This window comes from Acinetobacter sp. ANC_7512 (assembly GCF_056779935.1).
Window position 1 is genome coordinate 38,922 of the sequence record NZ_JBWYIX010000003.1, and the last position, 14,530, is coordinate 53,451.

The window sequence follows — 14,530 nt, forward strand, 5'->3', positions numbered from 1 at the left end:
GAAAATTATCGAACCGACTCGCAAACACGCATCATGTAATGATAGATACCTATCTTTATAATCAATTAGAGACTCTTATATGATTTCAGAGTGAATAAATTAAATTATATTGGGGAAATAACTATTAAAATCAACATCTTAATACCAATTATTTAACTTCTTAAACTTTTCTAAAATACGTTTTCAAGCGCCAAATTGTGTCGTATCAACATATATTTTTAACTGATTTTTTGGCATTATGGTTGCAGACAGTAATGATGAATAATGATAAATGACTCAAATGCGTTGGCTGGAACTGTTATCAACAGTTCGATTTGGTAGTTCAAAACAAAATACAGAACAAGCACGTAGCCCCTTCCATAAAGATTACGATCGTATTATTTTTTCTCAGAGTTTTAGGCAACTTAACCGTAAAACTCAAGTTCACCCCCTGACTCAACATGATGGCATTCATACGCGTCTAACACATTCCCTTGAAGTTTCTTGCATCGGACGCTCTTTGGGAATGCTTGCAGCTGAAAAAATTCGTGATGAGTTACCTATGTGGATCTCTCCTGCAGATGTCGGTGCAATTATTCAAGCAGCTTGTCTTGCACACGATATTGGTAATCCTCCTTTTGGTCATGCAGGTGAGTACGCTATTCGTGAATGGTTTGATGATGCATCACACGGCGATTTTTTATCGAGTTTAACCCCTGAACAGCAGGCCGATGTTCGCCAGTTTGAGGGCAATGCTCAAGGTCTTCGTTTACTCACGAAAATTGACTATCACCCTAATGACGGTGGAATGCGCCTCACTTACGCAACCTTAGGAGCTTACTTAAAGTACCCATGGCTTTCTAAAACCATTGACTCTCAGGGAAATACGCCTGCCAGTAAACGAGCTAAGTTTGGTTGCTATCAATCTGAAAAAGAAATTTTGCAACAAATTGGTCACCAATTAGGTCTTATACAATATGGTGAATATCATTTCTGTCGCCATCCACTCACCTATTTACTCGAAGCTGCGGATGATATTTGTTATGCCCTGATCGATTTAGAAGATGGCATTATTCTTAACATGCTCAGCTATGAGCAAGTCGAACCTATTTTTTTAAATCTGCTCGGTGACTATGGCACGCCTGCTGAACTTGCAATGCCATACACCACGTGGCAACAAAAGATTGCAGCATTGCGTGGTCGTGTGATGAAACGCTTGGTTGATGAAGTCACTTCCGCTTTTGCTAAACATCATTTTGAAATTTTGTCAGGACAGCTTAAAGGTAGTTTGCTCCAATATTGCTCGCCCGATATCGAAGCAGGAATTGATTGTGCAAAGAATTTAGCGCGGGAAAAAATCTTTGAGCATCCTCAAAAATCTGGTTTAGAAATCATTGCACATCAAAGCTTACAGCACATACTAGATGCCTTTATTCCGCTTACGACCCCCAATAAAATTCATAATTTTAAGGAAGGACGTTTACTGTCTATTATCTCAGGCTTAGGTGTACGTTTTAGTGATGATCACTATGACAATATCATGCAAGTCTTAGATGTGATCTCAAAATTTTCGGATCATCAGGCTTATCATTTGGCACAGGAACTTCAAGGGAATAAAGTTGGATTTTTATAAACCTTAAATTTAGTGTTCAGGAAAAGAGCATAAAGTGTTTTTTGATTTTGCGTTCTGAAGCAATGAACACTACTATGCTGACATAGTGAATTTAACATCGACAAATAAGTGAAATAATTGAATGATTGGATGTCTTATTGGTGAAGTGCTTGCTTTGGAAGCACCAACAGTTTTATTGAATGTAAATGGTGTTGGCTATGAGGTTGATACACCTCTTTCAACATTTTGCCAATTACAGAAAGGACAAAAAGTCACATTGTGGACGCATTTGGCTGTACGTGAAGATGCCCAATTACTGTATGGATTTTCCAACGCACAAGAAAAAAGTATTTTCCGCACTTTACTTAAAGTGAACGGCGTTGGTCCCAAAATGGCATTGGGTATTCTCTCAACACTCAGCGTAGACATGCTCATTCATACCGTTGAACATGAAGATGTAAACACTTTAGTCAAAGTTCCAGGTGTTGGTAAAAAGACTGCAGAGCGTTTGATGATTGAACTTCGAGATCGCTTTAAAGCGCTTGCAGCTCAGCCATCCACATCAAACTCTACAACAGCGCAAATTCAGTTTACGGGTAACTCTGCTGTCGCTGAGGCTGAAGCTGCTTTACAGTCATTAGGTTACAAGCCACTAGAAGCACAAAAGTTAGTCAATGCCGTTAAAGGTGACTTCACTGAGGCATCCGATATTATCCGTGCTGCTTTAAAATCGATGAATAAATAAGATCTCATATTATGCAAGACCGTATTATCAGTGGTTCTGAAAAACCAGAAGATCATTTTGATCGTGCCATTCGACCAACATCATTAGATGATTATATTGGTCAGCCTGTTGTGCGTGAGCAGATGGAAATTTTCATTGGTGCAGCTCGTGGACGTGGTGAAGCTTTAGACCATACCTTGATTTTTGGTCCTCCGGGTTTAGGTAAAACCACACTTGCCAATATTATCGCGCGTGAAATGGGTGGCAATCTCAAATCCACCTCAGGTCCTGTGTTAGAGCGCGCTGGTGATTTGGCAGCAATGCTCACTAACTTAGAAGAAGGTGACGTTTTATTTATTGATGAGATTCACCGTCTCTCTCCAGTGATCGAGGAAATCCTTTATCCTGCAATGGAAGATTACCAACTGGATATTATGATTGGTGAAGGCCCTGCTGCGCGTTCAATTAAGTTAGATTTACCGCCATTCACTTTAGTCGCTGCGACTACTCGTGCCGGTTTATTGACCTCTCCGCTTCGAGATCGTTTTGGTATCGTCCAGCGATTAGAGTTTTATTCAGTTGAAGATTTGACCCATATCGTGACTCGTTCTGCAAATCTGATGGATGTTCCAATCACTGAAGCTGGTTCGAAGGAAGTGGCTCGTCGTTCTCGTGGTACGCCTCGTATCGCAAACCGTTTACTGCGTCGTGTACGTGACTATGCTCAAGTGAAAGGTACAGGTGAGGTCACACAAGAAATGGCGCAACGTGCGCTTGATATGTTGAATGTGGACAAGGATGGTTTAGATACACTCGACCGCCGTTATTTATCCATGTTATTAGAACGTTTTGATGGTGGTCCTGCAGGTGTTGAAGCTCTAGCAGCGGCAATGGCAGAAGATTCAGGCACGCTGGAAGATGTGATTGAACCTTACTTGATTCAGCAAGGTTATGTGATGCGTACCGCACGTGGTCGTATTGCAACAAATCAGGCGTATTTGCAGTTTGGGATGACACCACCTGAACCGAAAGAGAAGTGATTTATAAAAGCAGCTTAGGCTGCTTATTTATTGAGAATTTTTTTAAACTCATCTGCCAACTGATCACCCAAATTTGCAATGTCAGTCAAGGATAATAAATCATTTGATTCATCCCACTTTCTAGCATCTATTAATATCTTATTAACTTTTCTTATTAAACCCTCTTCAATAATAAACTTACTCACATAAATGTCTTTGGTATCGGTCTGTTTTATTAATTGATTGTTAAAATGCATTATTGAGATGATCAAAAGTTTCCCAAGTTGAGAAATTATTTTTTCTTTTTCATGCCCAACACTAAAATATAAATTTAGTTTAGTTAAACAAGCATTAGTATTTTCTGTAACGTCTAAAATTTCTTTTAATTTTGAACCAACTAATGTTGAATAATCACTTTTATCAGCTACAGGAAAATTAACAAAATTATCCTTAAATATCATAACTTTTTGAATATACTTAGCTAATGAGTTAAGACAATCCGATGTAATACTTATGATCTCATCTTCCCATTTAAGTTGCTTAGTGTACTGAAATTCTTGTTTTCCTAACTCTCTTTGTTGCTCAAATAATTTTTGATTTAGATTAAAAGCAATTTGTTGTGAACTTTTTATTTCTAGTACTACTGTATTAAAAGACATTTCAGTTAATTTAAAACTTCTGACACCATACCAAATTGCAATGATTGTCGCTGAAATTCCTAGAATAAAAGCTATCGCCATTGCAATCATAAAAGACCAAATTGCAGTCGTATCAGTTGAGCTTACATTCAAATCCAAAGGAATTTTCTGCGTTTCAGGATCAATTTGAATACTCGCCGTATATAAAGGTTGTTGAGGTACAGTCCATGGAAGTTGAATCATGACATCTTGATTATGCTTTAGTTCTTCTTCAACGCCCATTAGCTCCCCCACAACTATTAAAATAATTATTTAAAATGAATAATTTACAAATAATAACAACTTTAAATCTATGGATAAAGCATTAAAAATCAATGCTTCATGGTCACTATACTTTTCATGTATTTCGATATACCTGTTAAGTTTTGCAACCATCAGAAGTGAATGAGAAGCTCCTAAAACTTTAGGATTTTTAGGACATTGAGTTTATGATCTCACTTAGGCTATTTTCTGCTTGTACCATCTTGCCCCTTTGTTCAACCTTGAGTTTTGCAGATTGGGTTGATGACGGTGTGAACGCTGTTGAACAACATACCATCAAATTAAGACAGCACATTCACCAACATCCCGAACTCGGCAATATGGAATTTAAAACCTCGGCTCTGGTTCAAAAAGAATTAAAAAAATATGGAATTGAAGTCCGCACAGGCTATGCCAAAACAGGTGTAATCGGAATTCTTAAAGGTGCAAAACCTGGCCCAGTGATGGCATTACGTGCAGATATGGATGCATTACCGATTGAGGAAAAAACAGGACTTTCTTTTGCGAGTAAGGCAAAGGCAATCTATCAAGGTAAAGAAACGCCAGTGATGCATGCCTGTGGACATGATGCTCACACAGCAATGTTACTCGGCGCTGCAAAAGTGCTTTCGGAAAATAAAGATAAAATTGCAGGTACTGTTGTGTTTGTCTTCCAACCAGCTGAAGAAGGTGGAGCAGATATTGATAACTTTAGCCATGGTGATCAAATTGGTTCACGTAAGATGATTGCAGATGGGGCTTTAAAAAATCCTAAGCCTGAAGTGATCTTCGGTATGCATGTTATGGCAGGTATGCCAAGTGGTCATATTTTTTATAAAGATGGCACTATTTTAAACAGTGCAGATCACTTGCGCATTCAGGTCAGTGGAAAACAAGTTCATGGTTCTATGCCATGGCTTGGACGCGATCCCATTTACGCTTCATCTCAAATGATTAGTAATATGCAGAGTTTGATCAGCCGTCGTGCAGATTTAACCAAAGGTATGGGGGCAATCAGTATTGGCAGTATCCAAGGTGGAACGGTAGGAAATGTGATACCAGAGCAAGTCAATATGGTTGGCACGATTCGATCAAATAATGAAGAGGTCCGCCAGAATATTCTCAAGGATTTACCGAAATTGATCGAACATAATGCTCATGCAAATGACGTAAAAGCCAAAGTAGAAATTGCCGCTTATGCCCCCGTTACCACGAACGATAAAACGCTAACTCAACTCATCGCGCCATCACTTGCGAAAGTTCACGGTGAAGATAAATTACATGTGCTTGAAAACAATGCAAGCGCAAGTGAAGACTTTGCCTATTATGGTCAACTTATGCCTTCATTGTTCATTTTCATTGGTGCAACACCTCAAGATCAAGAGATCAGTAAGGCTGCACCCAATCATAACCCTAAATTTATTGTAGATGATGCGACATTAAAAACTGGCGTTGAAAGCCACATTCGTTTTGTGATGGACTATCCGACTATTGCACAACAAGTTCAACAAGATTGGAATAACAAATCTTAAGCATCATAAAAAAATCCTCCTTGATAGAGGATTTTTTTATTTCAATAATTTATTTCTGCTCGACGAACTCTTTAAAATCTGCTTTACGAATCATCGCATGGATGCCTTTGGTTTTATCTACAACTTGAGAAACTTCAAAATCAGTCGCAGCGCTGAGATAAGCATATGCAATTTCTTCACTTATGCCATATTCATTTACTAAGAAATTGATTGCTTCACGCGTAGATTTGCGCATTGCTTCATCCAAATCTTCATCTAAGCCAGGTGTAATCCAAAATTGATCATTTTCACCTAATGGCTGAGAAAGTTGCTTACCTGGAATATAATCTTTACCCGCTTTTAACACACTAATTTTAAACGTTGCACGCGCTGAACCTTCTAAAGCAGTTAATGCAACCTCACCATCACCTTGAACAAAATGACTATCACCTGTGTAGAATAATGCACCTGGAACTTGAACAGGATAATAAGCGGTTGCCCCAGCAGTTAAATCATTAATATCAATATTTCCACCATAAAATGAGGGTGGAACTGAGTGAACATGTTCGCTGGTATTTGGTGCAACACCCATTGTTCCCATAAACGGATTTAATGGAAAACGAATCGCTTTACCAGATTCTGTTTGAATCACCCCCTCCCATACACCCTCTTTATTTTGCGCAATGGGTGTAAATACTGAAACATTGCCATAAGCATCTGGATTTTCTGGCGAAGCATGATCATGTTTTTGTCGTTTAGGGAATTCAGGCAATGTACCTTTACCATGGCGGTTCGAAATAACACCATAAGGAACACGTGGTTCTATTTTCAATATTTCAACTTTAAGCACGTCTCCCGGCATTGCACCTTCAACGTAGATCGGACCAGTAATAATGTGTGGACCATCTTTATGGAAATCATGCTTTAAATTAGAGCGGGTGATCAATTTCGCTTCATCTAAAATGTGCTCTTTTTTAACACCTTTAGATGTAAAGTATTTTTCAGCATCACGCCCTTGATCCTCTAATAAACCTTCATGTGACACTGTATCAAAAGTCACATGACTCCCCCGATGGAACCGTTAAAACTGGCTTAGCATCTTTATTCGGTAGATAACCCCATTGAATAGTATTGAGTGTGCTTGGAATATAATAGTGTCCAGCATATTCCCCTTTTTTTAGTAAAGTTGGCTTGCTTTCAATCTGTTTTAAAATTTTAAAATCTTCAGCCGAACTAAAAGTCGAAAAACTTAATATTGATGTAGCAATCGAAATCGATAAAGCTAACTTTTTTAACATGCACTCAAATCCAACTATAAATTTCATGTGAATTTATTTAAGCAATCCCTATGCCAAACATGATTAAAATTCAATTAAATCTGCATTTTCATCTTAAAATATTTCGCCCAATCTACAGCTATTTTTGAAATCTTGTGCCATTGGTCTGTAAAAATGGAGTGCTAAACTTCAAGCCTTTCAAACATTGTATAAATCAGCGTTTCGCATTCTTTGTCAAGAATGTTGCAAAACACTGGACTATTTAAAGTAATGGAACACCTGTATGGCGAACAAATTTGAATTTCAAATCCGAGTGTATATTGAAGATACAGATGCAGGAGGCATTGTTTATCATGCCAATCATATTCGCTTTATGGAACGCGCACGTACAGAATGGTTACGCGCTTCAGGGATTTCACATTACTGGCATCAAAAAGATTACAACTTTGTCGTGCATAAATTAGCGCTTAAATATTCACGCCCAATATTAATGGATGACTTAATTACTGTTACAGCAAGTGTAGTTTCGTGTAAAGCAACGTCTTTTGTATTGCAACAAAATATTTATCGTGGTGAAATCATGCTAGCTTCAGGGGAAGTAGAATTGGCGTGTATTAGCGCCGAAATGAAACCGCTGAGAATTCCAAATGAAATCCGTGATCTAATCGAAAAAGAATTAGCCCACGCATAAAAATATGATTGGCACATGTAACTATGGCAACACAACTCGAATCTTCACTTCACGTCACAGATTTAATTCTTCAAGCGAGTCCAGTCGTACAACTGGTCATGCTGGTGTTGGTACTAGCTTCACTCTTTAGCTGGTACCTTATTGCCAAGTTACATATGACGTTTAAAAAAGCTCGCCAAGGTGATGATCATTTTCAAAAGATTTTTTGGTCTGGTGCAGAACTCAACACTTTATATAACAATGCACAAGTCAACTCTAAGCGTGAAGGCTTGGAAGATGTTTTTTATCTTGGTTTTGCAGAGTTTCTCAAACTCAAAAAAACCAAAGCTGAAACAGCACAAGTCATTGATGGCACAGAGCGTATTCTTGGGGTGGGTTTAAGCCGAGATCAGAGCCGTATGGAGCAAGGCCTCAGTGCACTTGCCAGTATTGGTTCAGTTGCGCCCTATGTTGGTTTATTTGGTACGGTTTGGGGCATTATGAATGCTTTTATCGGCTTAGCCCAAGTCGATCAAGTGACGCTAGCAACTGTCGCACCAGGTATCGCGGAAGCCCTCATTGCGACTGCCATTGGTTTATTTGCTGCGATTCCTGCAGTACTTGCATTCAACCACTATACGGCCAAAAGTGAAGAAATTTACTCAGATCGTTCCTTGTTTGCTGAAGAAATGGTGGCGCTTTTACAACGTCGTTCTGTGGGTTCTACACAGGAAGCTGAATAAATGGCCGTTCGTCGTTCAGGGCGTTTCCAACGCATCAAAAAGCCACTTAACAGTGACATGAATGTAGTTCCTTATATTGATGTCATGTTAGTACTTTTAGTGATTTTTATGGTGACCGCACCAATGATCACAAGTGGCATAAAAGTTGATTTACCTGAAGCAAATAGTGTACCGATTGAATCTAAGGATGCACCAGCTATGGTTACTTTAGATCAACAAGGACAATACTTTTTAGAATACAAGGGTAGCCAACCAAATCCACTGAGCTTGCAAGAATTACAACAGACACTTCGTGATGCACAACAAATTGCTGAACGTGAGAATAAACAATTTAGTGTCGTCATCAATGGTCATAATACTCGACCTTATGGTGAGGTGATGACGCTCATGTCTAACTTACAAGATGCAGGGATCAATCAAGTTGGCTTGCTGACCAAACCGATTCAATAAGCTATGAAAGAATCTAACTCCCGCTTTTCAAAAGAAAAGAAAATTGCAATCGGATTCACTGTTGCGGTCCATGTGATTGCGATCACAGGCTTATTGTTTCTTGGATTGACTCAACCTCCTGAGCCAACTAAAACTGTTAAAACAGTTTTAGTGAAACCTGAAGATCTTGTACCACCTGAACCCACGCCATTGGTTGAATCTGATCATTCAGATACAGCGCACCAGAACGTTCAAGAAAATGTTCAACAGACCAATGAGCCGATTCAAAATGCACCAGTGATTCCTGTTGCACCTGCTGTACCTCCTCCAGCTCAACCAAAAGTTGAAGAGCCAAAATCCGACCGTAAAGCTGAGCAAGCGGCAGCGGTTAAAGCTCAACAAGAAGCCGAACGTAAAGCTGCGGCTGAAGCACAACGTAAAGCGACTCAAGAAGCGAATCGGAAAGCTAAAGCTGAGGCCGATGCTAAAGCTAAACAAGAGACCGCTCAAAAAGCCAAAGCAGCTGAGCAAAGCGCAAAACAGGAACAACAACAAAAGGCGAAAGCTGATGCGGCTTTAAAAGCGAAACAAGAAGCTGATCGAAAAGCTAAAGCTGAGGCAACTCAAGCCAAAGCTAAGCAAGAAGCTGATCGGAAAGCTAAGGCGGAGGCCGATGCTAAAGCCAAACAAGAAGCCGACCGGAAAGCCAAAGCTGCTGCTGAAGTCAAAGCAAAACAAGATGCTGATCGTAAAGCTAAAGCGGAAGCAGATGCAAAAGCCAAACAGGATGCTGATCGTAAAGCTAAAGCGGAATCAGATGCAAAAGCTAAACAAGAGGCTGATGCGAAAGCTCGTCAGGAAGCACAAAGAAAAGCAGATGCTGAAGCCAAAGAACGTGCCGAAGCTGAAGCTCGAGAATCTGCCGCTGAAAAAGCTAGACAAGAAGCAGCCAACAAAAAAGCTGAATCTAAACGCATCGCTTCTTCAGCAAAAAGAGACTTTGAGCAAAAAATTAAAGGTGCTTGGAGAATGCCAATAGGCTCTTCAGGTCAAAAAGCGACAGCACGCGTGACATTATCTGACAGTGGTTCTGTGACTTCAGTCATCGTCAATGCATCAGATCCAGATGTCAAAGCCAGTGTCGAACAGGCTGTTCGTGCAGCAGCACCATATCCGATGCCATCCGATCCTGATGCAAGGCGTGAAGCTCGTAGTTTCACTTCTTCATTCACCGTGAAATAATAAAAAACCTTTCGATTCGTCGAAAGGTTTTTTCATGAATTGCGGATAATTACACGCTTTATATAGATTCGGTACGGAGCTATATGCTAAAAAGCTAGAATATTCGAAAAATTAGTATCTTGAGTACGTGACCTCTCATGAAAATGATCTCAAAACATCTTCTCGGTTTAGCAATTTTGGCAGCATTTAGCCCTGCTCTCATTAAGACCTCTTATGCACAGCTTCATCTTGAAATTGCTAAAGCACCTGAAGAAGCACCAAAAATTGCTATCGTGCCATTCGTAGGTGATCAACGCTTATACCCTGTTGTAGAACAAGATTTAAACCGTTCAGGTCGCTTTACCAGTTCATCTAAAAATTTACCTGCAACAGCAACCATCAATCAAGCCAATGGTGCAGCTTGGCAATCTGCAGGCGTACCTTATGTTGTGAATGGTGAAGTTAAAACCAATCCTGATGGTTCATTGGCTGTTCATTACCAACTCTATGATGTCCAAAAACAACAATATTTGCTCAATGAACTATTAACTGTACCACCATCGCGCATTCGATCTGCAGCACATATGATCAGTGATGCGATTTACCAAGCATTAACAGGTATTCCTGGTGACTTTAGTGGTCGCATCGCTTATGTTTTGCGAAATCCTGCGACTCCTGATAATCGCTACACTTTACAAATCGCAGATACGGACGGCGAACAACCACGCACTGTATTGAGTTCGCGCGATCCAATTTTATCCCCTGCTTGGACGCCTGATGGCAAAAAAATCGCTTATGTTTCATTCGAAACCAAACGTCCAGCGATCTATGTTCAAGATTTAGCGACTGGACAACGTGAAAAATTAGCTGGCTTCCGTGGCTTAAACGGTGCGCCAAGTTTTTCCCCAGATGGTAAAAGCATGTTGTTCACTGCTTCAATGCATGACAACCCTGAAATTTATCAAATGGATTTAAATACGCGCCAAGTGAAGCGTATGACAAATAATACAGCAATTGATACAGAAGCTCGCTATACCCCAGATGGTAAAGGTTTTATCTTTACCTCAGACCGTGGTGGTTCAGCACAGATCTACCATTACACGTTTGCTGATGGTTCAACAAAACGTTTAACTTTCCGCGGAGCATTCAACGCACGTGGCAGTTTAAGTGCCGATGGTAAATATGTTGCTTTAGTACATCGCCCTTCTGGTAGCAACTATAAGGTAGCAATTCAAGAAATCTCAACTGGAATCACGAACATTTTAACGCCTACCAGTTTAGATGAATCACCAAGCTTTTCACCAAATGGTCAAATGGTCGTGTATGCGACACGTGAAGGCAGCCGTGGATTGTTATCGATTATGTCTACAGATGGTCGCTTCCGCATGAATTTACCTAGCGAACAAGGTGAAGTTCGTGAACCTGCTTGGGCACCTAAATAATCGAATTTAATCTTTCAAGGAGATGAACATGAACGCGATTAAAACGTTTGCTCTTCCACTCATTGCTGTAAGTTTAGTAATGACGGGTTGCGCAAGCCGTAAACCAGCAACTACAGATACCACTACGATGACACCACCATCAACGTCAACGTCAACGTCAACGTCTGTGAATACGACTGGTCTCAGTGAAGATGCAGCATTAAATGCTCAAAACTTAACGGGTGCTTCTGCTAAAGGGGTAACTGAAGCCAATAAAGCTTTCTTGGCTAAACGTGTTGTTCACTTTGATTATGACAGCAGTGAGCTATCTACTGAGGACTATCAAACCCTCCAAGCACATGCACAATTTTTATTGGCAAATGCAAACTCTAAAATCGCATTAACTGGTCATACCGATGAACGTGGAACGCGTGAATACAATATGGCTTTGGGTGAGCGACGTGCCAAAGCAGTTGAAAGTTATCTAGTCACAAATGGTGTAAATCCAAACCAACTCGAAGCTGTGAGTTATGGTAAAGAAATGCCAATTAATACAGGTAACAATGAAGCTGCGTGGAAAGAAAACCGTCGTGTAGAACTCAATTATGAAGCAGTGCCACCACTTCTTCGCTAATGAATGCAAAAAAAGCGCTCAATTCGAGCGCTTTTTTTATATCAGGTTTAAGACCTTTGCGAGTCTGGCATGGGCACTTGCATAGACTCAATCATGTCATGCTTATTAAACTCTTTATATTCAGGTTTAGCCTCGTACTGTTTCCATGCTTCCTTGGAACTCTCTGAACTAATTTCGTTTAAGTCGATTGCCTCACCTGGCGTTGGAGTTGCTTCAAACTTTTGAATGCTCATTTTAAAGCTCCTTTTAAAATCATCCTCCTATCAACATACCATGTTCTAAAACTCTGGCAAGTGCAAAATCACCACAAATAACGCAGGATAATTTCTATTTTGCACTGAACTCATCTAAAATAGCCCAAGATCCAAATTTTATTCTTTTAAAGCTTTTAGGAGCGTCCTTGTAATGTCATACCTCACCTTGTCACAATATCTTGCACAACAACAAGGAAATCTAACGCCTGAACTCTCTAATGTGATTGAAACAATTGCTGAAACGTGTAAAACCATCGATTCAGCATTGCAAAAGGGTGCCTTAGCGGGTGTGTTAGGTAGTGCTGGTAATGAAAACGTACAAGGTGAAGCGCAAAAAAAATTAGATGTTATTTCAAATGACTATTTAATTGATGCGCTAAAAAACAACGAAAATGTAGGCGGTTTAGCTTCTGAAGAACTCGATGAGTTTACCCCAGCACAAGAGAACGGTAAGTATTTAGTTTTATTCGATCCACTAGATGGCTCAAGTAATATTGATATCAATATGTGTGTTGGCACCATCTTCTCTATCCTACCTGCCAAAAATTCAGTGACACAAGCAGAAGATTTCCTTCAAGCAGGTACTGAACAAGTCGCAGCTGGTTATGTGTTATATGGCCCATCAACTATGATGGCATTAACCGTTGGTGCAGGTACTGTTTTCTTTACATTTGATCCAGAGTCAAAAACATTCCTGTTGACAACTGAAAATATCCAAGTGGATGCCGATACAAAAGAATACGCCATTAATGCTTCAAATCAACGTCATTGGGAAGAACCTGTTCAACGCTATATTGGTGAGCTACAAGCGGGTAAAACATCTGTACGTGAAAAAGATTTTAACATGCGTTGGGTTGCCTGCATGGTCGGTGATATCCACCGTATTCTTTGCCGTAGTGGGATCTTCTTATATCCTTACGATACCAAAGATCCTAAAAAAGCTGGTCGTTTACGTCTTATGTATGAAGCAAATCCAATGAGTATGCTCATGGAACAAGCAGGCGGTGCTTCGACAACAGGTCGCGTGCGTATTATGGAAATCCAACCGACTGAACTTCACCAACGTGTACCAGTCGTCATTGGTTCAAAAAATGAAGTAGAGCTTGTTACTGCTTATCATCAATAATTTACAATTGAGAGCCTATTGATTTAGGCTCTCATGGAAGTCAAACTGAATGGCCATCATCTTTTTAGAATCTAAAGACAACCCGAAAATTAAACATTTACGTGGTTTAATTGATCAAAATAGTTACCGTAAAAAGCAAGGCCAAACTGTTCTAGAAGGCACACATTTGTGCTTAGCTTGGTTAGAAAAAAATCGTAAATTGAATTCGATTTTTACCACTGAAAAAGCAATGGAACACGCCGATTTTGACGAAATCGCACAACACTATACAGGTTCAGTGTTTGTTATTAGTGAATCACTCTATAAAGACATTAGCACGCTAGGAACCACCTTAGCATGTTTAGCGATTGTAGATTTACCAACTCAACGTGATGCTCTAGATTATACTCAAGACACTTTAATTCTTGAAAATGTTCAAGATCCAGGCAATGTAGGTACATTACTTCGTTCAGCTGCGGCTGCAGGTATTGAACAAATTGTTTGCACCAAAGGTTCAGCATCTTTGTGGTCTCCTCGCGTATTACGAGCAGGAATGGGTGCGCACTTTTCATTAAAAACCTATGAAAACGTTGCGCTTGAAGATGTGCTGTCTCAATTCAAAATTCCCGTGTATGTCACGAGCTCACATGAATCAGAAAGTTTATATGCAAAAGACTTAACTCATGCTTGCGTATGGGTACTGGGCAATGAAGGTCAAGGCGTTTCGGAATATGCCCTAGCGCATGCTTCAGCAATTACCATTCCCCAACCGGGTGGTCAAGAATCATTAAACGTTGCAGTTGCCGGATCGATTTGTTTCTTTGAAATGGTACGCCAACGGATATGATTCGTTAAAATATATTAACGAAGTCACTGAAAATAAAAAAATCTATTAAACTGCTAAAAAATAGTTGCTTAGATTGTCAACCTACCATTATGTTTTGACGTTATATAAGTAACGATTAGAAAATAATGGTGGGTACCCAATGACGG

14 protein-coding genes and 1 pseudogene are annotated in these 14,530 nt (G+C 39.8%); 12 read left to right on the plus strand and 3 right to left on the minus strand.

From position 1 onward, the window contains the following. The first annotated feature begins 271 nt into the window (after positions 1 to 271). The 3 genes from AC1M9H_RS04045 (at position 272) to ruvB (ending at position 3,355) form a co-directional block, all read left to right on the plus strand. Complete coding sequence (locus AC1M9H_RS04045) at positions 272 to 1,612, plus strand: deoxyguanosinetriphosphate triphosphohydrolase (RefSeq protein WP_035265731.1); 1,341 nt, start codon at positions 272 to 274, stop codon at positions 1,610 to 1,612. Between the two features lie 121 nt (positions 1,613 to 1,733). Continuing rightward, the gene (gene ruvA / locus AC1M9H_RS04050; protein ID WP_035265729.1) at positions 1,734 to 2,336 is read left to right on the plus strand and encodes a Holliday junction branch migration protein RuvA; all 603 of its coding nucleotides are present in this window, start codon (positions 1,734 to 1,736) and stop codon (positions 2,334 to 2,336) included. Between the two features lie 11 nt (positions 2,337 to 2,347). Then, the gene (gene ruvB, locus AC1M9H_RS04055) at positions 2,348 to 3,355 is read left to right on the plus strand and encodes a Holliday junction branch migration DNA helicase RuvB (RefSeq protein WP_035265728.1); all 1,008 of its coding nucleotides are present in this window, start codon (positions 2,348 to 2,350) and stop codon (positions 3,353 to 3,355) included. Between the two features lie 23 nt (positions 3,356 to 3,378). Here ruvB and AC1M9H_RS04060 read toward each other — a convergent pair whose 3' ends face one another. Beyond that, on the minus strand, positions 3,379 to 4,254 hold the full coding sequence (locus tag AC1M9H_RS04060) for a hypothetical protein (protein WP_051586525.1): 876 nt from the start codon (positions 4,252 to 4,254) through the stop codon (positions 3,379 to 3,381). Between the two features lie 206 nt (positions 4,255 to 4,460). Between AC1M9H_RS04060 and AC1M9H_RS04065 the strand changes: the two genes are divergently transcribed. Continuing rightward, positions 4,461 to 5,804 (plus strand): amidohydrolase, encoded by a 1,344-nt coding sequence (locus AC1M9H_RS04065; protein ID WP_481612805.1) that lies wholly within the window; start codon positions 4,461 to 4,463, stop codon positions 5,802 to 5,804. A 49-nt stretch (positions 5,805 to 5,853) separates the two neighbouring features. Here the strand turns inward: AC1M9H_RS04065 and AC1M9H_RS04070 are convergent. Further along, positions 5,854 to 7,081: pseudogene (locus tag AC1M9H_RS04070) on the minus strand (acetamidase/formamidase family protein). A gap of 262 nt (positions 7,082 to 7,343) precedes the next feature. On the opposite strand from AC1M9H_RS04070, the gene ybgC reads away from it, so the two are divergent. The 6 genes from ybgC to pal all read left to right on the plus strand — a co-directional run bounded on the left by ybgC (position 7,344) and on the right by pal (position 12,178). Continuing rightward, a complete protein-coding gene (ybgC, locus tag AC1M9H_RS04075; RefSeq protein ID WP_035265725.1) occupies positions 7,344 to 7,751 on the plus strand; it encodes a tol-pal system-associated acyl-CoA thioesterase in 408 nt (135 codons plus the stop codon). Between the two features lie 23 nt (positions 7,752 to 7,774). Next, the gene (gene tolQ, locus AC1M9H_RS04080) at positions 7,775 to 8,473 is read left to right on the plus strand and encodes a protein TolQ (RefSeq protein WP_179998400.1); all 699 of its coding nucleotides are present in this window, start codon (positions 7,775 to 7,777) and stop codon (positions 8,471 to 8,473) included. Then, a complete protein-coding gene (tolR, locus tag AC1M9H_RS04085) occupies positions 8,474 to 8,923 on the plus strand; it encodes a protein TolR (protein ID WP_481608330.1) in 450 nt (149 codons plus the stop codon). Positions 8,924 to 8,926: 3 nt separating this feature from the next. After that, complete coding sequence (tolA, locus tag AC1M9H_RS04090) at positions 8,927 to 10,144, plus strand: cell envelope integrity protein TolA (RefSeq protein WP_481612806.1); 1,218 nt, start codon at positions 8,927 to 8,929, stop codon at positions 10,142 to 10,144. Between the two features lie 137 nt (positions 10,145 to 10,281). Then, the gene (tolB, locus tag AC1M9H_RS04095) at positions 10,282 to 11,565 is read left to right on the plus strand and encodes a Tol-Pal system beta propeller repeat protein TolB (protein WP_481612807.1); all 1,284 of its coding nucleotides are present in this window, start codon (positions 10,282 to 10,284) and stop codon (positions 11,563 to 11,565) included. Between the two features lie 28 nt (positions 11,566 to 11,593). Then, on the plus strand, positions 11,594 to 12,178 hold the full coding sequence (pal, locus tag AC1M9H_RS04100; protein ID WP_481612808.1) for a peptidoglycan-associated lipoprotein Pal: 585 nt from the start codon (positions 11,594 to 11,596) through the stop codon (positions 12,176 to 12,178). 47 nt (positions 12,179 to 12,225) lie between these two features. Here the strand turns inward: pal and AC1M9H_RS04105 are convergent, their stop codons facing one another. Next, positions 12,226 to 12,411 (minus strand): NF038105 family protein, encoded by a 186-nt coding sequence (locus AC1M9H_RS04105; RefSeq protein ID WP_035265716.1) that lies wholly within the window; start codon positions 12,409 to 12,411, stop codon positions 12,226 to 12,228. Positions 12,412 to 12,583: 172 nt separating this feature from the next. On the opposite strand from AC1M9H_RS04105, the gene AC1M9H_RS04110 reads away from it, so the two are divergent. Together AC1M9H_RS04110 and AC1M9H_RS04115 are read left to right on the plus strand one after the other, a co-directional pair. Further along, positions 12,584 to 13,558: a class 1 fructose-bisphosphatase gene (locus AC1M9H_RS04110; RefSeq protein WP_180027536.1), complete on the plus strand. Its 975-nt coding sequence runs from the start codon at positions 12,584 to 12,586 to the stop codon at positions 13,556 to 13,558. Positions 13,559 to 13,607: 49 nt separating this feature from the next. Continuing rightward, positions 13,608 to 14,384 carry a TrmH family RNA methyltransferase gene (locus AC1M9H_RS04115; protein ID WP_481612809.1) on the plus strand — a complete coding sequence of 259 codons (777 nt, stop codon included), beginning with the start codon at positions 13,608 to 13,610 and terminating at the stop codon, positions 14,382 to 14,384. The last annotated feature ends 146 nt before the right edge of the window (positions 14,385 to 14,530 follow it).